This is a genomic window from Plebeiibacterium marinum, from assembly GCF_026013615.1.
Classification (GTDB): Bacteria; Bacteroidota; Bacteroidia; order Bacteroidales; family Marinilabiliaceae; genus Saccharicrinis; species Saccharicrinis marinus_A.
Window position 1 is genome coordinate 39,426 of record NZ_JAPDPI010000031.1, and the last position, 22,341, is coordinate 61,766.

12 protein-coding genes are annotated in these 22,341 nt (G+C 38.3%); 4 read left to right on the forward strand and 8 right to left on the reverse strand.

Annotation, left to right across the window (positions count from 1 at the left end):
* Window positions 1-297 precede the first annotated feature (297 nt).
* From OM074_RS14610 to OM074_RS14630, 5 genes are all read right to left on the reverse strand, one after another.
* Entirely contained in the window at window positions 298-1,281 is a 984-nt protein-coding gene (locus OM074_RS14610; protein WP_301200723.1) for a Dam family site-specific DNA-(adenine-N6)-methyltransferase, read from the reverse strand.
* Window positions 1,281-2,189, reverse strand: coding sequence for a type II restriction endonuclease (locus OM074_RS14615; protein ID WP_301200725.1), 909 nt, complete (start codon window positions 2,187-2,189; stop codon window positions 1,281-1,283). The genes OM074_RS14610 and OM074_RS14615 overlap by 1 nt, the downstream gene beginning before the upstream one ends.
* 294 nt (window positions 2,190-2,483) lie before the next feature.
* Entirely contained in the window at window positions 2,484-4,301 is a 1,818-nt protein-coding gene (locus OM074_RS14620) for a glycoside hydrolase family 2 protein (RefSeq protein WP_301200727.1), read from the reverse strand.
* A 22-nt stretch (window positions 4,302-4,323) separates the two neighbouring features.
* Window positions 4,324-5,469, reverse strand: coding sequence for an aldose epimerase family protein (locus OM074_RS14625; RefSeq protein WP_301200729.1), 1,146 nt, complete (start codon window positions 5,467-5,469; stop codon window positions 4,324-4,326).
* Between the two features lie 300 nt (window positions 5,470-5,769).
* Entirely contained in the window at window positions 5,770-6,594 is an 825-nt protein-coding gene (locus OM074_RS14630; RefSeq protein WP_301200731.1) for an alpha/beta hydrolase, read from the reverse strand.
* A gap of 365 nt (window positions 6,595-6,959) precedes the next feature.
* Between OM074_RS14630 and OM074_RS14635 the strand changes: the two genes are divergently transcribed.
* The 4 genes from OM074_RS14635 to OM074_RS14650 all read left to right on the forward strand — a co-directional run bounded on the left by OM074_RS14635 (window position 6,960) and on the right by OM074_RS14650 (window position 17,080).
* Window positions 6,960-10,109 (forward strand): family 43 glycosylhydrolase, encoded by a 3,150-nt coding sequence (locus OM074_RS14635; RefSeq protein WP_301200733.1) that lies wholly within the window; start codon window positions 6,960-6,962, stop codon window positions 10,107-10,109.
* Window positions 10,110-10,176: 67 nt separating this feature from the next.
* The gene (locus tag OM074_RS14640; RefSeq protein WP_301200734.1) at window positions 10,177-12,810 is read left to right on the forward strand and encodes a glycoside hydrolase family 76 protein; all 2,634 of its coding nucleotides are present in this window, start codon (window positions 10,177-10,179) and stop codon (window positions 12,808-12,810) included.
* 28 nt (window positions 12,811-12,838) lie between these two features.
* Window positions 12,839-15,142, forward strand: a complete 2,304-nt coding sequence (locus OM074_RS14645; protein ID WP_301200736.1) for a glycoside hydrolase family 2 protein — start codon at window positions 12,839-12,841, stop codon at window positions 15,140-15,142.
* Window positions 15,143-15,148: 6 nt separating this feature from the next.
* Complete coding sequence (locus OM074_RS14650; protein ID WP_301200738.1) at window positions 15,149-17,080, forward strand: sialate O-acetylesterase; 1,932 nt, start codon at window positions 15,149-15,151, stop codon at window positions 17,078-17,080.
* 481 nt (window positions 17,081-17,561) lie between these two features.
* Here the strand turns inward: OM074_RS14650 and OM074_RS14655 are convergent, their stop codons facing one another.
* The 3 genes from OM074_RS14655 to OM074_RS14665 form a co-directional block, all read right to left on the reverse strand.
* Complete coding sequence (locus OM074_RS14655) at window positions 17,562-17,801, reverse strand: hypothetical protein (protein WP_301200741.1); 240 nt, start codon at window positions 17,799-17,801, stop codon at window positions 17,562-17,564.
* A 68-nt stretch (window positions 17,802-17,869) separates the two neighbouring features.
* Window positions 17,870-18,193, reverse strand: a complete 324-nt coding sequence (locus tag OM074_RS14660; protein ID WP_301200743.1) for a hypothetical protein — start codon at window positions 18,191-18,193, stop codon at window positions 17,870-17,872.
* 275 nt (window positions 18,194-18,468) lie between these two features.
* A complete protein-coding gene (locus OM074_RS14665) occupies window positions 18,469-22,254 on the reverse strand; it encodes a beta-L-arabinofuranosidase domain-containing protein (RefSeq protein ID WP_301200746.1) in 3,786 nt (1,261 codons plus the stop codon).
* Between the last annotated feature and the right edge of the window lie 87 nt (window positions 22,255-22,341).

The window sequence follows — 22,341 nt, forward strand, 5'->3', positions numbered from 1 at the left end:
ATTCAACAATTAAATCAATATCCCTTTTTTCGTTGCATGCTGACTTTACAGATTAATAATAAATGAACAGCAAATTATTGAGATAAGCGAGAGCAGAACAAAGTTTACTTGGGATATGCAGAACAAAGCAATAATCTAATAAAAATTTATTTTGGCAGAACTTGCACCTTCTGGATAACCATAGCTTCTTGGCACACAAATAGCTCAACATGAGTAGTTGCCAATGTCGAGAATTAAACATAAAATACTACCAAGTAAAAACGGGAGAATTACCTCCCATATAGTACTATTTGGCAATTACTTTTGAGCCATTATTAGTTGCTTTTGTTCTTGTTCCAGTAGTAGACTTAACTGTTTCGGAACTTCATAGTCTTTATTTTTAGTTGTCAATTGAGATTCATTAGATTTAATGCGAGCTTTCATTTCAGAATTTTCCACACTACCATCTAGCTTAATATTTGACAATAAGGCTTCATAAACAGCATTTCTGTTTGTTTCTTTACCACCTACATGATAAAAATGTTCCTTGGTTGATATGTAACATTCTTTCCATACGTCAAAAACATAGTCGTTTATGCGGTATTTATTACTTAACCATGTAGAAAGCAGAAAGTTAGACCTCGAATTAACTAAACCGTTTCTTAATTCAATTTCTTCCTCTTCTGTCCAAGAATCAAAATAATCAACATGGCGACCAATATATGGAGGGTCTGAATAAACCAAATCATTTGAATTTATCTCTTCTAATGTTACTTTGAAATCCTGATTCTTAAAAGTGTAATCCCCATTTTGAATAATTTGAGATATATTCTCCACCTGATTAGTGATTTTAGTAACTAATGCTTGCGCAAATCGATTAGGTTTCTTACAAAAAGGGACATTAAAGCCTCCCTTTTTATTAAATCTCATCATGCCATTAAAACACGAACGACTTAAGAATAAAAAATCTAGTGGGTTTCCCTCTTCATTAAACCTTTTGCGTAACTCATAATAGTATTCACCTTCTGATTTCAATAACTTATCACCTTCTGTAATTAAATGATGCTTTACAATCCCACTTGTGATTTCTTTACTTTTTAAAGAGTTATAAAAATTGATAAGATGTGGGTTACTATCACACAATAATGCTTTTTTAGGCCTGACATTAAATGCAACTACTCCTGTACCCATAAATGGTTCAATCCACCTATCATACTCCATCTCTTTAGCGTTAGCAGAAATCCATTCTACTAACTTAGTTTTTATCCCTTGGGATTTTATTGGTGGCACAAATATTCTCATTACTCTTTCCTCTTTTTAGCTCCATTACCCACTTTATCAAACAAATCTGTACGACCTTTAAATTCTAAAAAGTCCCAAATATTAGTAATTGGAATAGATTTTCCATCTTTAATCATAGTTGCAACTCCATAGTTAATCCAATATTCATCAAACCAATCTTCTCCTAACTTACTGAATACCCCATTTCCTGTTTTTAAATCAGTAATATCTTTCACAGACCCAATATTTGCAGTATTACCTGAACCTCTACTATCACTTGCAATTTTCCATTTAGGAGCTACAAAAAAATCAAAATCTTTGATTACAGATGTTATTGATTTTAGATTTTCAATCTTGGTTACTTTACGTTCTCCAATAGGGTCTTGATCACCCCCATATTTTCCCTCAAGTTCATTTACTTGATATATTTCAGTTTCAGCTAAATCATCTTCAAAGTCAACTCGTGTGTAAATAATACCCAAACAATAATGTCCTGAATATTCATTATAAGGAAATTGAATATTCTTTTTCTTATCACGCTCTTTAAAATATGCACCATGACTACCTAATGTAAAACCAGCAGAATTATCATTCCTACGAAATGTAGTTTTTAAATCAACGGCAAATTTTATTGAATCTTCCTTCTTATTAACAAAAGTCAAGTCAGGATAGTAGTTTTGCTTTTCTGCAAGTACTAGATTATAACCAGCTTTATCAGCAAACCTCAATAATTCAGGAAAAATATGAATTTCAAGAATCTTTGAAACAATTTTTGTATCAGATGAAATAGTATATATATTTTTGTATATATCAATAAAACCTTTGATTGACCAATCTCCTGATTCAGTAGATACATATTTCTTTAAATCATTTATAAACTCACCTAATGCAGTCTCAAATTCACTTCTATATTTTGTTTTATTTATCATTCTAAAAACTTTTGTACAAAGATACAATTACTAATCACTGTTTGATTATTTGCAGAGAGCAATTTTTTCAATTGCCACTAACATTCCTCAATACGGACTGCACTAATAACTATCTTATCATTCTTAAACCCACTCCCTATACACACTTAATATTGACATGTAAAAGCCTCATTCTGAATATCTGTTTTTGATCATTATTAACTTATAAATTGGGGATTATAAAAAGGCCGGTAGTTGTCATTTGTTTCCTAAATGACAATACCGGCCTTTAAACACTAATCTATCTATCTTTTATTATGGAATCACTATTGAGTTGATTACTTCTTTATTAATCTCCCTAATTCTCTTTTCGTCTACTTTAATAACTTTTCGATCATAAGTCATTAAGCCATTTACTTCAACCTCAACATCTGTTGTTTGGGTATAAACAGCACCGGCAAACCCAACCTTTGCCAACTGGGCTAATTTTTTGGCATATTTTACATACTCATCGGTAACTTCTTTCGAAGATTTAAATTGTACATAGCCCCAGTTACGATCCTGTACCCAAAGGTGATCAGTCAAAGCCAGGCCTATTCCGCCATACTCACCTAACACGGTTGCCCGCTGACCATCATACATTTTCATTGCAGGTCCGGGATAATTGTGAATATCCAGCATATCGCCAACAGGATAATGGTTACCACCACTTGAAGGGTTTACCAAACGTGACGGATCATAATCCTTTGTCCATTTTACAATTTCTTCAGTTTTAAACTGTCCCCATCTCTCATTAAAAGGCACCCATACCGCAATACAAGGATACGAATACAAGTAATCCATTATATCTTTCCACTCTTTACGGTATATTTCTTCGGAACGTGGGGTTCTAACCAACTCCGATCCATTAAAGTATTTAAACATCTGCCACTCCGGCTCCCTGTCACCATTAGGCATGTCCTGCCATACAATAACACCCAGCCTGTCGCAATGGGTATACCAACGGGCCGGTTCCACCTTAACGTGCTTACGAATCATATTAAAGCCCATATCTTTGGTCTTCCTGATGTCATAAACCAAGGCCTCATCGGTTGGAGCAGTATATAAACCATCAGGCCACCATCCCTGATCCAAAGGACCAAACTGGAAAATATTTTTATTATTGAGCTGCATTCGCATAATACCATTTTCATCCCTTCCCATGGATATTTTACGCATGGCAAAATAACTATCAACTTTGTCTTTTAGCTTCCCTTCACTCCATAAAGCCACCTCAACATCATATAAAAAGGGAGAATCAGGACTCCAAAGCTTTGGATTATCCAGTTTTACCTCCACTTTATTTGAAATCTCAGCTTTAACGGTTTTTATAACCTGGTTTCCATCCTTTATCTTAACCTGAATTACATCACCATATTTACCACCGGCAATACATGCATTAAATGTCACCTTGCTTTGGTCTATATCTGATGTAGTTTTAACCTTAACAATATGGGTTGTTGAAACCGGTTCGAGCCAAACAGTTTGCCAGATTCCGGTAACAGGTGTATACCAGATACCTTCTGGTCTGTTAACCTGCTTTCCCCTTGGCTGGGGGCCTCCATCAGTTGGGTCCCAAACCTTAACTTTAATTTCCTGTTTCCCTTTTACCAAAAAGGGTGTAATATTAAACGAAAAAGGGGTATATCCTCCTTCATGACTGCCTACTTTTACACCGTTTACCCAGATATCCGATCTCCAGTCTACAGCTCCAAAATGCAACAAAACATCCTTACCTTTCCATGCAGAAGGCACTGAAAAATACTTTTTATACCATAATACATTTTCATCCCCCACTGGTTTTTGTACGCCGCTCAAACTTGATTCTATAGCAAACGGAACCAATATCTGTCCATCAAATTTTCCAGGCTCCTGAAACGATTTGGGAGCGATGGCATACTCCCACAGTCCATTGAGGTTTTTCCACTCTTCTCTTTGCATGATGGGGCGAGGGTATTCCTGCAATACATTTTGGGGATCAAGGTTCTCACCCCATTCCGTTTTAATCTTGTCTCCTGCAGGCTGCCACTGTGCATAACCTGACATTTGTGCCAGCACCATAATTGCCAGCACCCAAACACTTAAGCTCTTCATTATTTTTAATATTTGATTGTTTTTACTTTAAAATGCCAAAGCTATAAACCGAATGTGATGAATATTCCCGACCCGGCTCAACAATAATTGAAGGAAATCCTGGTTGATTAGGAGCATCCGGAAAATGTTGCGTTTCTAAACAAAATGCCGTTCTGAAATCATCCAGACTTCCATTTTTCATTTTGTTTTTTGATTGCATAAAGTTTCCGCTATAAAACTGCAACCCTGGTTCTGTGGTTAATACATCCATCACAATTCCGGATTTATCACCAATAACTTTGGCTACTTTTTCCAGGGCATTTGAACTTCTATTTAATTTGTAGTTGTGATCATACCCCTTACCAAATAGCAGCTGTTCATTTTTCAAGGTATCAATGCGTTCCCCTATTTCAGTCAATGTATTAAAATCGAATGGTGTAGAAAGTACCGCTGCCAATTCGCCGGTAGGAATGAGTGTTTCATCAACAGGGGTATAGGTATCGGCATTAATCATCAGCTGATGATTTATGATAGTACCACTCCCTTCACCGTTCAAATTAAAGAAGGCATGATTGGTAAGGTTGGCAACAGTCCTGGCATCGGAACTCCATTTATATTGAATATCCAAACCTGTACCCCTTAAACTATAAATTACCTCTACCGAAAGGTTGCCCGGAAAATTTTCTTCGCCATCTTTCGACAAATAATTCAATTTCAATGTTGAATCATTTAGTTGATCAGCATCCCAAACCACATATTGAAATCCTTTTTTACCTCCATGTAAGGTATTGGGCCCATTGTTTTTAAAAAGCTGATATTCCTTACCATCGAGACTAAAATTACCGTTGGCAATTCGGTTTCCGACACGGCCTATTAAAGCACCAAAATATGGTTCGGTGCATTGCTCATAGGCTTTAACACCTGCCATTCCCAGTGATACATCCACAAGCTTTCCTTCTTTATCAGGCACAAGTAATCCCACAACACGGCCACCATAATTGGTAATGGCTGCACCTATTTTGCCATTGGACAATAAAAACAAATCTGTTTTTTTGCCATCAACAGTCCCCTTAAAGTTTTGCGCATCGATCCCGGAATAAGATGATAATTCAATTTCCTTTGTTTTACAGCTCGTAAACAAAGTACATACAACTATAGCAAAGATGATAAAAGATCCTGCTAATTTCATAATCAATCAATTTAAGTTAGTAATCCTTTTCCTACCACTTGAATAATTCAGTTAGTACAATTCCAGTACAATGTGAAAAGGGATTTTACTCACATAAAATCGACATTCTATATCTCTGAGAAAATGACATGAAGATACTTAGTCATTAAAGGATAAGCTGTTTGGCTACGGCAATCAATTATTAATAAGGTTTTATCATTAAGGCTAAAGATTGTTCTGGAGAGCATTGAGCGTTACGTGCTGAAAGCACAATTTACCTTAGCCCCATGCAACGCATGGGGTTAGGCAACAAGCAAAGAGTTATTGGGCTTTTAAAATTTTTTCCACCAAACGTAACAACAATGGATATGCAGGCTCGGTCATATCATGTCCAAACCCATCCAGCTCATACAATTCTGTTTGCTTATGTCCCACTACTTTCATCATCCGCATCATATAGGCATTCTCTTCATATCTCCCCAACATTTCCAGCTCCCTATCGCCAGTTATCATCATATATGGAGGGGCATCATTACGAACATGAAACAGGGGTGCCAGCTCATCTATTATTGGCTGTGTTCCTTTTATTCCTCTTTCTTCCCTCACTGTAAAATGGGTAATGGCATGTCCGCTAAAAGGGATTAAACCGGCCAAATTATCCGCATCAACACCAAATCTGCCCAGCCATTTTTTGTCTAACCCAACCATACTTGTCAAATAGCCTCCTGCCGAATGGCCTGATACAAATATTTTGGAAGCATCTCCCCCGTATTTATTTATATTGTTGTAAACCCAGGCCACAGCAGCTGCAGCATCTTCAATGTATACCGGACATTTAATTTTAGGGTATAACCTGTAATTTACGGCCACAATAGCATAGCCTTTATTTTTTAAGGCATCAGGGATGAATTTGTTTCCACCCTTCAAACCACCTCCGTGAAACCAAACAATTGTTGCATAATCCTGAATCCCTTCCGGATAATAAATATCTAACACACACCTCTCTTTGATATAACTATCGGTTTTAGTAACCGAATCGGGATAATATTGGATATTATTTTCTGTTTCATAGCCACTTCCCTGTCCTGCTGCAATAAAACAAACGCAACAAAACAGAAATGATAGTATCAAATTCTTTTTTTTCATCTCATTATAATTTTAATTAAAAAAACACCCCCTGGAGTCCGGAAACAACCAGACTCTCAAGGGGAATGTAACAAACCAATTCAAAAATACTTTAATTATTTAAGAACAAAACTCTATATCCGATCCAATTTTCCGTTACCATACACAAGCTCCGCAATACTTTTTACGCATAATACAAGCATGAAAAGCCAAATTGAATCGCCAAAAAATTAATCATATACCATTTACAACAACAAAGGCATTTACACTCACAAAACAAATTCTGCCTATGAGTAAAATGCCGGTCCAACTTGTATTACAGTCACAGTATTATCTGTAATTGTTCTTTTTGTCGGAACATAAACAGCTATTAACAAAATTATTTTATGAAACATCTACGCATTCTTATTCTGCAGCTGACTCTTTTGCTCTGTACAATAAACATGACAGCCCAATGGTGGCACAACCCACTGATCCTTCCAAACGAATGGGAGCTTTATGGGATTGGTGATCCTTACCTTTTAAAATATAATGGCCGCTATTACTTATACAGCAGTACCAGGGATAATTTAATCGGGGTCAAATGCTGGAGTTCAAAGGACCTGGTAAATTGGGATTACGAAGGTTTGGTAACTACCGAAGATGTAACAAAAACTGCCTATGCCCCTGAGGTAATATTCTATCAGGGTGACTTTTATATGTACACCTCACCCGATGGGAAAGGGCACTATATTTTAAAATCGGAATCTCCAACCGGGCCATTTTCTTTAATTACACCCAACCTTGGGTTAGAGATTGATGGATCAGTTTTTATTGAAGATAATGGTGATTTGTATTTCTACAGGGCTGATCATGCCGGAATCATAGGCCATAAAATGAGTTCTCCATCAAGTATTGGAACGGCAGAACCCTTAAACGTAAATATGAACGGCTGGACAGAAGGCCCTTGCGTAGTTAAAAGAAACGGGGTTTACTATTTACAATATACAGGAAACCACGTTATCTCACCTGGTTACCGTATCAATTATGCCCGCTCTTCCGAGGGGCCTTTAACAGGATTCGAAGCCTATGACGAAAGAAATCCCTTTGTGGTATCCTCTGAAGGCGATTTTATCGGATTAGGACACGGAAGCATGTTTTTAGGGCCGGATTTAGATTCGCATTATATTACTTACCACAATAAGGCAGGTGACTTTGGTGTGGGGCCCTTCAGGCATATAAACTTCGACCGGATAGCCTGGAATGGAGAAGCCATCCATGTCCTGGGACCAACAACTTTCGACAAACCGGTTCCTGAAATGCCCTACTTTTATGATTATTTTGAAAGGACAGAAATAGGGTTGGATTGGCAAATAAAAAATGGCAACTGGAATATTAATTTAACGGGTGAACTAAACCAAAACAATCTTGAGGTTTCAAACGAAGATATTATACTAATTTCCGAAACTCCCGAAAACACCTATACTGCCGAATTTAACCTGAAACTAAATGAGGTTATCGGTTCCGATTCTTATTATGGTATAGTTTACGATTATACTGATGACAACAACTATTGTTTGATAGCAATAAAACCTACACTGAATTCCCTAATCACGCAACAGAAATTAAATGGATCATGGACTAATACTAAAACCTATACTTTGACAGGTGTTGCTGAATATAGTAAATGGCAGACCATCCGCATTGAAAAACATACAGACAAAATCAAGCTGTTTGTCAATAATATGCAAAAGGCACAATTAGATGCTACCACCAGTTTGGGATCCATAGGCCTAACGGGATATAAAACAAATTCTTCCTTTGGGTTCTGTGCTTACTCAAACCATATTGATGGCAGGAGTATATTTAATTCACATAAGCCAATTCCGGGCACCATCCAGGCAATTCATTATAATCCGGAAGAACAGACCGGCTTTTATGAGTCTAACATGCTGGATGCAGAAAACTTCAGGGGTGACAAAGCACAAGTATTAGCCTTGGATGAAGGAGACTACGCCTTAGGCATGATAACACCGGGTAATTGGTATCAATACAATGTAAATGTGGGTTATAGCGCAGATTATACTATTGGGATAAAATATGCTGCAAACACTGAATGCACATTGAGGTTTAGCAACGGAAACGGAGTTTTGGGTGAGGCAACCATCCCCTCAACAGGCAGCATTACAAACTACCAAACATGCGTAATACCAGCTATAAACCTGGCTCAGGGATTAAGCACCATCAAAATAGAAGTTGTTAGTGGAGAACTTGCCCTGAAGCACATGGTATTTGAGCAATGGGAATCGGTTGTTCCCTTCTCCGACAGCTTTGAATCTTCTTTCCCATCCTGGAACTACCTGGACGGAGGCTGGGCAATCAGCACTAAAGAAGCGACTATTGAAGGTACCGGTAAAATAACAACAGGAAGCACACACTGGAGCAACTATATTGTTGAAGTTGATGTAAAATATTCGCAGGGAATGAATGGCGGACTGATTTTTCGGGTTAAAAACCCGGCACAGGGAGGCATTGGAAATGATCCCCAGGCTGGAGCAGACTTTTTACAGGGATACTATTTTAGCTTAACCTCAACAGGAACCATACTCGGAAAACACAATTACAACTGGAAGACGCTGGCTTCGTCAACAGAAACCTATCAAATGGAAAAATGGTATCATTTAAAAGTTGAGGTGCGCGGTGCAAACATAAAAGCTTACGTTGATGACATGCAAAACCCGGTTATTGATTATACTGATGAAACCCCTTTTATTACAGGAAAAGTAGGCTTGCGTAATTTCCTTACAACTGCCAGGTACGATAATTTTATGGTGTATGATATTGATTCGCCTTCTTCCATTTTAACCGATGATGTTTATTATACTCTTATTGCCGAACATTCCGCACAGGCGATGTCCATGCAAAACGAAACCTCTGATTTTCTTGTTCAGAAACCTTTAGCGGCAAGTGGGGATCAACAATATCTGGCTATATATTTAAACGATTACTGGATTATACAAAACTACAGCAACCATAAAGTAGTGGCACCTGTTGGTGATAACATTGAAGGTTCAAAAGCCGGGCTGATCCAGCTAATAAATGACCCTTCTGTATTTTGGGATTTTGAAATCACCGGGGAAGGCCTGTACAAAATATCCAATAAGCAAAGCAACTTATCCTTAGCTGTAGCAGATGCATCACAAACTACTGGAAGCGACATCGTTTTACAAACATACCAGGGGGATGACCATCAAAAATGGAGACTTAAAAGAATATTGCCCGATGAACTGGTCACCGATATGGCATCGAATAAAACTGTTGAGGGCTTTAATCTCTTCCCCAATCCTGCAAAAGACATCTTTGAAATTAAAGCAGGTTTTTCTATACATAAGATAGAAATTTATACCGCTTCAGGAAGGCTAATAAAACAGTATCAGGCAAATAAAACGATGCACTTTACTGGTAACTGCAGTGATTTAGTTTCTGGTATATATTTAATTAAAGTTATTGGTGAACAAGATACCAAAACTCAGCAATTGGTTGTGAATCAGTTTTAATATTCATAACATCATAATTAGCTAACACATTGTTTAATACAGTCGCAAATAATACAACCATTTTAAAATGAAACATAAAGCATTGTTCAAAAAAACATATTTCAAACATTCTATATTTCTGTTATTCCTATCATTAATTTCCTCATGGTGCTTGTCGCAGGCAATTGGTTTGCAATCAGGATCGGTTTATATGATTGAGTCTTCATTAAACGGAAAGGTTATAGGCGTTGAAAACTCATCGCTGAATGATAATGCAAAATTGCAAATATGGACAAATACCAATTCCAACGCTCAAAAATGGATTGTAAACCAGGAAGCTGATAATACATTTACTATAACCAATGTTGCCAGCGGAAAAGTAATAAAGCCTTCCGGTTCAAATATTTGCCAAAGCACTCCTGCTGGAACAAGCATTGAAAAATGGCTTATATCAAAAGTCCCTGACACAGAAAATGCTTACACCATTAAAGTGTCGCTTAGTGATACATATTCCATTTGTGCTAAAGAAGCGGATTACGATGGCGCATATGTTCAAATAGACCAGCTATCTGATATTGAAACCGAAAAATGGAATTTTATCCTGCAGGAGAATACTGAACCCGACCTTTCTGCCACTATCAAAAAACAGGCAATTAATGACTGGATCAGTGCGTATTTTGATACCCGGGGCGACAATGAAGTATTCAAGGGCGAAGGCTTTTGGGGGAATGCAGAAATGATGGAAATTGTAGATGATGCCTTTGAAACAACGGGAGACATTGCATACATGAGCTTATTTTCTACCATGTATAACGAATTCATCCAAAAGGAAGGAACAGACTGGAGCTGGAACGAATATAACGATGATATTACCTGGATGTGCCTTGCCTGTATCAGGGCTTACTTTTATACGGGGAACACAACCTACTTTAACTCTGCCAAATCCAACTTCGATGTGATGTACAACAGGGCCCTGACTCAGGATGATTTACTGGGCAACGGGTTGATATGGAAACAGGGAACACGAACCAAAAATGCCTGTATCAACGGTCCTGCCATGGTAGCTTGCTGTTATCTGGCCAAAGCAACAGGCGATGAGAGTTATTATACAAAAGCCATAAGCCTGTACGAATGGTCTAAAAACAGGTTGTTCAATCCTGATAACGGGCACGTTTATGATGCTTTTTATGTGAACGATGAAACCGGAGAAACTGAAACAAACTATTGGGCAAGCACATATAATCAGGCCACCTATCTGGGCGCTTCTATTATGCTCTACCAATACACCGGGGATCCTCAATATTTAAAACAAGCGCACCAGATTGCCAAGTTTACCCGCGACATGTTTAACAACGGGGTTATCAATACTGAATCAGGCAGGGATCTTGATGGGTTTAAAGGTATTTACATGCGATATATCCGACGGTATATTAAAGAGTTCAACAGAGTAGATTACATACCATGGATGCAATTAAACGCAAAAGTATCCTACAACAACCGAAATAGCCAGGGACTTATTAACACTTTATGGGGTAGCAAAACATCAGAAACAGAATTACCCGGCGCCTTTAGTGCATCAACGGCTGTGTCACTATTAACAAACTGTCCCATTGAGCTGACCAATAAAAAAGATGCCTATAGCTTAATTAAAGCAGATCATTTTGATTTTTTATCCAGTGTCTTTTTAAGAGAAATTGCAGATGATTCACACTATCTTCAAATACGCAATAACCATTGGGTTGGTTTTACTAATGTTGATTTTGGTTACAATGGTGCTATAGGTGTAAACCTGAACGTTGCCAGTGGTTCCAATACCGGTAAAATCGAAATTCGAATGAATAACGAGGATGGACCAATACTTGGAACTGCAGACATCCCTGCCACCGGTGATTTTAATACATACACCCAAGTTTATTGCGAGGTGGAAAACATATTTGGAATGCAGCACATATATCTTAAATACATAGGTAATGGAACCACCGTTAACCTAAAAGATTTTCAATTTATTGAATCATCCACACAACAGCAAAACAACGGATTAAAAGCCAATTATTATAACGGACAGGATTTTAACTCACCCGTTTGTGAAACAATTGACTCAGCTATTGATTTTGACTGGGGTGTTGCTTCTCCTCTTGCCGGAGTAGATTACGATAATTTTTCAGTGCGCTGGTCGGGTCAAATTGAACCGTTATACAGCGGCACTTATACCTTTTATATAAATTCGGACAATGGACGAAGATTATGGATTAACAACGAATTAATTATTGATAAATGGATTAATGATTGGGGAGTTGAATACTCTGGAAGCATAGATTTAACTGCCGGGCAAAAATATGATATTAAAATAGAGTATTTTGAAGAATCGGGTGGAGCCAACATAAAGATGGAATGGGAAAGCATGCTACAAAACCGTAAAATAGTACCTGCTACCCAATTATTTCTTCCGCCAGTTAATCCCACTGATATAACAACCTCTTTTCAGGAACAAAAAGTAAACATCTACCCAAACCCCACCTCTGAAAGCATTTATATCAGCAGTACAGAACCCATGGATTCCATTTCTATTTCAGACATGAATGGCAAGGTTGTTCATTCAGCTAACCATATTAATGCAAACCAGTATCAGGTAAACTTATCCAGTTTTCCAAACGGAATTTTTTTGGTACAGCTAAACACAAATATCAATAAAAACCACACAATAAAAGTCGTAAAGAAATAAAACACCACAATTTCAATAAACAACAAATATGAGCTTTAAAACGATTACAATTATACTCTCCCTGTTTGTAGGGAGTCTGAGTTTTAAGTCCGCCGCACAGGATTGGACCATGCAAAAGGCAGAATTACCCACTCGTTGGATGAAGGATATCGACACCAACAGCCCTCTGCCGGAATACCCACGGCCTCAAATGGTCAGGAAGGACTGGGTAAACTTAAATGGACTATGGGAATTTAAACCCGGAGAAAATGGGGACAAAACTCCATTTGGTCAAACCCTATCACAAAAGATATTGGTTCCTTTTGCCGTTGAATCAGCTATTTCGGGCATAAAAAAACACTACGACCGCTTATGGTATCGCAAGGAACTTTCTATACCAAAAAACTGGAAAGGGAAAAAAGTCATCCTTCATTTTGGAGCAATTGACTGGGAATCAGAAATCTTTTTAAACGGGAAAAGCATTTGCATCCACCGGGGAGGATATGATGAAATTGATATAGACATCACCCCTTATCTGAAAAAAGGTAAGACGCAGGAATTAATAGTTCGTGTATTTGACCCTACAGAAAAACAAGGTATCCCAAGGGGTAAGCAAGAAAACCCTCCACATGGCTTACTCATTATGTATACACCAGTTACAGGTATCTGGCAAACCGTTTGGATGGAGGCAGTGGATGAAAACGGCATCGAAAATTTCAGGATAACTCCTGATGTGGATAATAAAAAGCTGAACCTTTCAGTTAATACTTATGGTTCCAATAAGGAAAACCTCTCTATTGAAGCTCAGGTAAAATGGAACGGTAAAGTAATATCAGTATCCGAATCACAACCCGGAACAGATATGCAACTTCCTGTTCCCAACCCAAAACTGTGGTCGCCAGAAACCCCTAACCTATACGATTTAGATATAGTAGTTAAACAAAAAAACAAAGTTATTGACAAGGTGGAGAGTTACTTTGCCATGCGGAAAGTTGACATCAGGGAAGATAACGGAAAAACAAAAATTTATTTGAACGATAAACCGGTATACAATTATGGCCTTTTAGATCAGGGTTACTGGCCAGATGGGCTATATACATATCCAACGGAGGATGCCTTACGCTACGATGTGGAAATCCAGCGTAAACTAGGATTTAACATGGTTCGTAAACACTTAAAGGTAGAACCCAAAAGATGGTATTACTGGGCCGACAAGTTGGGATTAATGGTATGGCAGGATATGCCTTCTGTCAATTCATACATCCACCACAAACCAAAAATTGACACCATACAGTTTCAGCAAGAATATATCAGGATGGTTGAAGGTCTTTACAACGTACCATCCATAACAAGCTGGATCATCTATAACGAACTTCAGGGACAGAAAACAGCTGACGGGATCAACCCAACCCGACATATGGTAGAGCTTACCCGGAAGCTGGATTCAACCAGACTAATCAATGCTGCCAGCGATAACAACTATCACGATTATGTAGGGGATATTTTAGATTACCACTCCTATCCCCCACCAAAAATTATAGAACCGCAATATGGGATGGCAGGTGTTTGTGGTGAATTTGGCGCCATTGCCCTGGAAGTAACCGGACATGAATGGAAACCTGGCGAGGGTGTTGGAATGCTTACGGTGCACTCACAGGAAGAGTTGGAGAAAATATATGATGAATATATCCATATGCTATTGCAGTTTAAAACCTACAATGCCATGAGTGGAGCTGTTTTTACACAGCTTACTGATGTAGAACAGGAAGTTAACGGTTTGCTTACCTACGACAGGGTACTCAAGGTAGACATGGATAAAATCAGGGCTCTGAACGAAAAATTGATTTATCAGGATGTTGCTAAAACCGAGTATTTTATAAAAGATGCTATTACATCGCCCTGCGAATGGAAATATACTATGGAAAAACCTCTTTCAGGCTGGAACATGGAAACATTTAACGATTCTGGATGGGAAACAGGCATAAGCGGTTTTGGAAACGGAAATCCTCCAAATACAAACGAGCAAACCAACTGGAACACCACTGATATCTGGTTAAGAAAAACCTTTGATATGCGAGAGCTCTCTGCTGACGAGTTAGAAAAATTATCGATGGTGGTATATTATGATGAAGATTGTGAGATTTACATTAACGGTGTGCTGGCCACTACTCAAACAGGATATGTATCGAACTACAAAAAATTAGCCATAAGCAAAGACGCACTAAAATCTTTAAAAGCAGGAAAAAATGTAGTAGCCGTCCACTGCAAACAAACAACAGGGGGACAGTATTTTGACCTGGGGCTAAAACTGGACACTTATACGCAAAGAGAAATTGACTTTATTAATAAATAAACTATTATGAGAAAACTGATTCTGATCTTAATATCGATCATTTTTACATTGCAGTATGCTAACGCGAAAGTATCCGTTGCAAAAATATTCACCTCCAATATGGTATTACAGCAGGGGTTGGAAAACCCTGTATGGGGATGGGCTGATAAAAACGAAAAAATAGTAGTGGAGTTTGCCGGGAAAACGATAAAAACCAAAGCTGACAAATCCGGCAAGTGGAAAATATCGCTACCTGCTTTAGGTTATGGAGGCCCTTACAACATGGTTATCAAAGGGGAAAATGAGATTAAACTGGATAATATCTTAATCGGTGAAGTATGGGTGTGCTCCGGGCAATCGAACATGGAATGGACGGTTGATAACGTGAACAACAGCGACCAGGAAATACAGGAGGCACAATATCCAAACCTAAGGATGTTTAATGTACAAAAGCATGTAAGCCAGCATCCGGCAAAGGATATAGCCGGAGGTGAATGGGAAGTGTGTTCGCCTGCTTCTGTTGGACATTTTAGTGCTGTAGGTTACTTTTTTGCCCGTCACCTGTTAAAAGATTTGAATGTACCGGTGGGAATGATCAACTCTTCGTGGGGAGGTACTGTTGCAGAAACATGGATTAGTCCGGAAAGTATTGAAAAAGACCCCGATATGCATACTGCACTTTCTCAGCTAAAGAAAATTGACCTTTCAACACTAAATCAGGAAAAGAAAAACAAGATTGCTGCACTCTTTAACGGCACGATACCATCAAAAAGCCATGTGATACAAGACAACACTATACCTGAAGCCATAATAAACCTGAAAGATCAGGAATGGAAAACTATTGAGGTACCTGGCCTTTGGGAACATAAAGGCTATAATGATATTGATGGAATTGCCTGGTTCCGTACAAGTTTTAGTTTAACCGCAGAGGAGGCCATGCTTCCTGCCACATTATTTCTGGGTCCAATCGACGACCAGGATATAACATGGGTCAATGGCAAATTTGTAGGTACCACCCAATCGTACAATATCGACCGGATTTATAACGTCAAAGAAAACATCCTGAAAGAAGGTGAGAATGTAATCTTGATAAGAATCAAGGACACCGGTGGTTTAGGAGGCATCTATGGCAACAACAGTCAATTACAAGTCAAAACCGGATCAAAAAACATCTCATTAGCTGGTAACTGGGAAGTAAAGTTTACAGAAGTGTTTCCCACATACGAAAACCTGAATCCCAACGAATACCCAACCCTTTTATATAACGGTATGATTGATCCCATTATCTCATATGGTATAAAGGGTGCTATCTGGTACCAGGGGGAATCCAATGCCGACAGGGCCATGCAATACCGAAGGATTTTTAAGACCCTGATTAATGATTGGCGTAACAAATGGCAATTGGGCGATTTTCCGTTTTTCTGGGTTCAGCTGGCCAACTTTATGCAGGCAAAAGATCAACCTGAAGACAGCGACTGGGCCGAACTCAGGGAAGCGCAAACCATGACATTAGAACTAGCAAATACAGGTATGGCTTCAGCTATAGACATAGGGAACGCTTTTGATATTCACCCAAGAAACAAACAGGATGTGGGGAAAAGACTGGCATTAAACGCCTTAAAAACAGCCTACGCAAAAGACATAGTTCATTCGGGACCCATGTATGATTTCATGGAAATAAAAGACCGTACTGTCATCATCCATTTTAAAGAAACGGCTAATGGCTTAATGTTAAAAGACAGATATGGCTATTTAAAAGCCTTTGCTATTGCCGGAGCTGATAAAAAATTCCATTGGGCAAAAGGAAAGCTTCTGGATGATAACAAAGTGATTATTTATTCTGATAAAGTTGCAGATCCTGTTGCTGTTCGTTTTGGGTGGGCCGACAATCCAGATGACTTAAATTTATTTAATTCAGAAGGGCTTCCCGCTGTTCCTTTCAGAACGGATGATTGGTAGCAGTGAAATATGGATAAATCAATACAACCTGAGGGCATTTAAAACTCAGTTATACCACCAAGTATCAAAGAACACTATGAAATTTTAGTGTTCTTTGATTTTTTATTGAGTTAATTTCTACATAGTAACAGCTGGAAAACTACTAAAATAATTAAAGCTCCAATCGCTCACCCCTCAGTCCTCCCGAATACAAGTTCGGGACAGGCTCTAAAGGGGAAATCCCTCGCTCTATGAGGGTTGACAGGTTCTCCCTGTAGTCTCTGCAAGAAAACTCCTGTTTTATAGTGAACCCCTCCGCTAACCCCTCGTCCCCTGAAGGGGAAGCCACTCGCACTGTGCGGGATGAGACTCTCCCTTTAGGGAGTTGGAGGGTGCGGGTTGGAATAAAATCGAGTTTTCTTGCAAGCATTATTTAGGAAGTTAGAGGATGTAAGGAAGGAAGAAATTGAACCCTTCTTGCCAACACTATATAGCTCAATTATTAGAACTTGAAATTAAAATTATTCATCGGCATATTGAATCCCATTATTAAGGTTGATAATGACAAAAGTGCCATTCCCACACCACAAAGAATAATCATAATCCCTATCCATTTAATTACCCTATGAATACTATTATATCTCTGTTCGTCAATCAAATTATCAGGAATTGGTTTTCGAATAATCATGGAGATAAAAGTTTCAATGTAATCTTTAATTAATATCCCTAATAAGATGATCATTATGGATTTTGCCATGCCTGTTAGGAAAGTAAAAAATAAAAATGATTTCATAATTGTTTGTATAGGTGTTAATATTGTTTAAATTCACTATTATTTATGGGGGCAAAAAATTCTACTTTGCCACACTTGGGGCACACATATAAATCAAATGCCTCGCGGTTTACAAAAGCCTCAAACAAATTCCCCCAAAAACCAATTCTTGGACCTTCATGAAATTTAAATTCTCCGGAAAATAACATTGGTATCTTACACCTAAGACAGTCAATCTGTTTTTTATTTTCAGATAAGTCTTTTATATCAATTACTTTTTGCTCTGTTAAACTGTAGTTACAATTCCAGCATAGTTCAAAACCTTCTTCTATTTCTGAATTACAATTGGGACAATTTTTCATGGTTATGTTTTTTTGATTTATTGTATTTTATGCATCAATGCCTGCTAATATGATTGTGTATATATTTCAACAACTTCAGCTTAGAACATAAGTTCTCAATTAAATACAATTATAATCATTAACCCATTCAAAATGAATAAATGAATAACATATATTATTTTAAAATTGATCATTTATGCTAAAAGTTAAGCTCTACCAATTCTATTAAATGTAAAGGCACAACCGATTTATTTATAGCATAATTCAATTTAATTCTACTTTAAAGTAAAACAAGATCAAGGATTTGTTGAGGAAGCCGTTTTTTTAATTTTATCCCGATAATTTGGAATAGCTTCTGTTTTAAACTCTCCGTTTACCACAGTTAATTTATAAGTATTAGGATCTGCAAACAATGGAATTGTATTACTTACAGCATTCATGGCACCGTTATACTTATTCAAATTGTTGTCTTTCGCATTTTCCTTTGAGTTGCAAAACAATACCAGTGGTGCTTTTATGGCATTATAAAGCGGCGTTACATTATTATATCCATGGTGAGAGGTTTGAACACAATCGCTTTTAAGGGTTTCTGTAGAGTACATGTTCAGCATATTTGCCTGACCAACACCATCTGTATCTCCTAGCAATACAATTTTCTTTCCATCCATGGTAACTGATAAAATTGTGGAAGTATCGTTAAAATTACCAATCGTGTTTTTACCTTTATTATTTACTCCATCTTCATGAGTAAACAGCACATCAAAGTCCACGCCCTGAAGCGAAAACTGTTGGCCTGTATGCAACTTTACATATTTGCAATCCGGAAAGTAAGTATTGATGGCTTTTTTCATTACGAAAGTGCCAGCATCATAACCCCCTCTCATGGTATGGTATGATGGGAAATTAAACAGTACGCTCTCCACATTCAGCACCTTATGATATTTTTCGAGTAAAGGATAGGTCATATAAACATGGTCGCCATGTGCATGAGAGTAAAACCACCCACGGATATTAATGGTTGATCCTTCCTCCTGTCCGGTAATTTGATACATAAAATTCATTAAGCCTTTCAGGGCTGCATCGCTACTTTGGCGTTCATGTCCTGCATCCACTAAAAACAAGCTGTTGTCTTTTAACTTTATAATTAACAATGTACCACAATCAATTTTCCAATAATCGTCTTTGTTGGTTTGGCCTTCGCCATGCGTATAATCCAGACTGTACAAATAAAATTCAGTTGTTCCTGAACCTTGTTCCCGGCTATCCAGCTCTGTCAACAAGGTTCTGGTTGAATTATCCTGAATAATACGCGCCTGATTTTTACTTAAAGTGTAATACAAATAATACAGATGATCGTTACTTTTAAGGGTATAATACACATTATCATCGGTATTTGTTGCTGATACCCTGGTAAGTCCACTTTCCAGAAGAGCATCAATATAGGAAGTAAAAGTTGCCTGACTGGTATTACTAACGACAAGCATTTTTGAGTCTTCCGATGTTACGGCTTCCTGATCAACTGCCATTCCCGGACCGGAATTGTAAACCGGACTCACTATCCCATCCGGGTAATTAGATAGTTCAGGAAAAGTTTTATTTACAGAGAATTTCTCATCGTCATTTTCCTTATTCTGAATTGATTCCTCTGCTCTTAAATTACTTTTAACGACATGAATATCATCCCAACTAGCCAAAGCTCTATATGCCCTCACTCCTATCATTCCTTTTGAAAATGAATGATCCTCAGCGTCAAGCTTTGTTTTATTCATATCATCCAGATATACCTTAATCTGTGCGCCAGTAACTTCAACTTTAAGATGGTACCATTTACCCTTTTCAATATCTGTAGAAACACTCTTAATCATGTGCCATCTCCCATCCGATTTACCCAGGATGATTTGCTTGCTTTCGGCACTAATACCTACGTAGTAACCTCTAAAATCATCTGCACCTAAAGACACGTCACTTGCCCTGAACATTAACCCGGCATCACCTGATTCACCTACCTTTAGCTTAACATCACAGGTAAAATCGCTAAACTGAGTTGAGGGTACTATGGCTTTAGATCCCTGACGCCCTTCTACATCCAACGATTTCAGCATTTTATCTTGAACCATCCAGCTTCCACTATACTCAACCCATCCATTATGGTCGCCATCATTAAAATCTTCGACAAATTCATCTTTATGCTCCTTCATATTCCCAAGAACAGGGAAACAGGTAACCCGGATATTTTCAGCACCAAATGGTACCAGTTCAATTTCTTCGGTGGGGTGAGATGATACTATCGGGCTATATGGCGGGTCACAGGCTGTTAATCCATGTAAAGCCAAATGCCAGTCATCTGCTTTTTTAGCTTTCACCGTAAGCGTTACCGGTGTTGAAGTTTGCAAAAATGGGTTCTCTGGCATTTCCCTTTTATGCACAGATATAGATTTTTCCACTTTATCAGGATCTATATCTAAAGCATAATTCCAGTTCGATTTGGGCAATACCTGATATTCTTTAAACCCATTACCATAATCATTTTTTGAAATCCAGCTCTCATCCATTTTTAACGCATAAACCAATGGCCCCCGCTGAATACTAACCGATTGATTCACTTCCGGATTGATTTGAACCGACATGGGCAATTCTAATTCTACTACATCCTTGTTTTTCCATTCCCGTGAAATAACATAAAATTCGCCTGCCTTAACTTGCTTCTGCTTTTTGCCATTTACTTTTACCACCGGCTTTTTACACCAGGCCGGGATTCTCAATTCCAATGGAAAAGAAACTGCCTGCTTTGTGGAAATTGTAAAGGTCAGCACTTCATCAAAAGGGTAATTTGTAGATTCGGTGATAACCACCTCTGCCCCATCTCCTACCAGGGCTTTTACTTCTCCAGGGCCATAGGCCATAGCAGCCAGACCATTATTGTTAGTGGCTGCCCACATATTTTTTACATAATACGGCCATCCCATATGCAAATTAAACCTGCAACAACCGTATCCGGAATATGGTCCGGGCATCAATCCATTTCCATATTGCTGCCCGAAACCATGATTCCCATCCACACTTATTACCTGGTTGGCCTGCGTATAATACTGCAAACCTTTAAAATCTTTGCTAACACCTCCCGGCAAAGCATTAAAAGCCACCATTTCCAGTTGATCGCCTATTGTTGCATCGCCCAGTATCATCTGAACCGTTTCATTAGTCTGCATTTGCTCCACAATGCTGCACATCTCCAATCCTGTAAGCGATGACTTTCCTCCCAACATTTCATTACCCGACTGCATTCCCTCTGGTTGACCATGATCATGCATCAGGTGTGCTCGTCCCAGGGCAAATGCCTCTTTATCGGCTTGTTTTTTTGATTTTTGATAGTAGATAGCCGGCATTTTCATCCCTTGTGGCACGTTTACATTGTGCTTGGGAAAAAATTCCTTGCCAAAATCATTGAAAGAATTGTGCGTTAAGATATTTGTCCAGTCATAAGCCTGCTCTTCGAGCTTATCTGCCAAAGTCATTAAAAAGCTATCGCCAGTGCGGTTATACAGCCAAAAAACAATTTCAATGTTATCGCCCGATCGTGCTTTACCCCAGTTATCCAACTGTTGCTCATCAAGATGCTTTAACTGATACTGAAAATATTTTGTAAAAAAAGGCAATACCCTGGCATCCCGGGTGGCTTCATAATAGTCTTTAATGGCATAAAGCATGGGCATACGAGCCCACCAATCCCTGTTTCCCGGAGGACCGAAAAAGCCGGTTTCATCCTGGCTGTTCAACGACCAGTTGATCCATTTCTCTGCTTTGCCTATCAAGTCCTTGTTGTGCAAAGTATAAGCCAGGGCAACCAAACCCTTTACATAATATGGCGCACGCTCCCAGCTGTTCCCTGTACCACCAAGCCAATCGCAGTCGCCCCCAAGATCTGAAGCACTATTGTACAGACTTTCTGAATATCCGGTTAATCCCTCTTTTTGTAATTGTAATTGTTTTAGCAACCATCCATTAGCTTTTACTGATCCTAACGGCAGCGGCGTATATGGAGTTTCAATAAGAGGTTCTTTATTGGTAGAATAATTAGTCAATCCTTAAAAATGGAATAGATTGTTGATAACCAGTTAATAAGCTTTTATTCTTAAGTTTATAATTCTGCAAGCAAATGAGTATTTTAG

Coding starts and splice junctions, on each gene's coding strand:
- OM074_RS14610 (WP_301200723.1), bottom strand. CDS start 1,281: ATGAGAATATTTGTGCCACCAATAAAATCCCAAGGGATAAAAACTAAG.
- OM074_RS14615 (WP_301200725.1), bottom strand. CDS start 2,189: ATGATAAATAAAACAAAATATAGAAGTGAATTTGAGACTGCATTAGGT.
- OM074_RS14620 (WP_301200727.1), bottom strand. CDS start 4,301: ATGAAGAGCTTAAGTGTTTGGGTGCTGGCAATTATGGTGCTGGCACAA.
- OM074_RS14625 (WP_301200729.1), bottom strand. CDS start 5,469: ATGAAATTAGCAGGATCTTTTATCATCTTTGCTATAGTTGTATGTACT.
- OM074_RS14630 (WP_301200731.1), bottom strand. CDS start 6,594: ATGAAAAAAAAGAATTTGATACTATCATTTCTGTTTTGTTGCGTTTGT.
- OM074_RS14635 (WP_301200733.1), top strand. CDS start 6,960: ATGAAACATCTACGCATTCTTATTCTGCAGCTGACTCTTTTGCTCTGT.
- OM074_RS14640 (WP_301200734.1), top strand. CDS start 10,177: ATGAAACATAAAGCATTGTTCAAAAAAACATATTTCAAACATTCTATA.
- OM074_RS14645 (WP_301200736.1), top strand. CDS start 12,839: ATGAGCTTTAAAACGATTACAATTATACTCTCCCTGTTTGTAGGGAGT.
- OM074_RS14650 (WP_301200738.1), top strand. CDS start 15,149: ATGAGAAAACTGATTCTGATCTTAATATCGATCATTTTTACATTGCAG.
- OM074_RS14655 (WP_301200741.1), bottom strand. CDS start 17,801: ATGATCATCTTATTAGGGATATTAATTAAAGATTACATTGAAACTTTT.
- OM074_RS14660 (WP_301200743.1), bottom strand. CDS start 18,193: ATGAAAAATTGTCCCAATTGTAATTCAGAAATAGAAGAAGGTTTTGAA.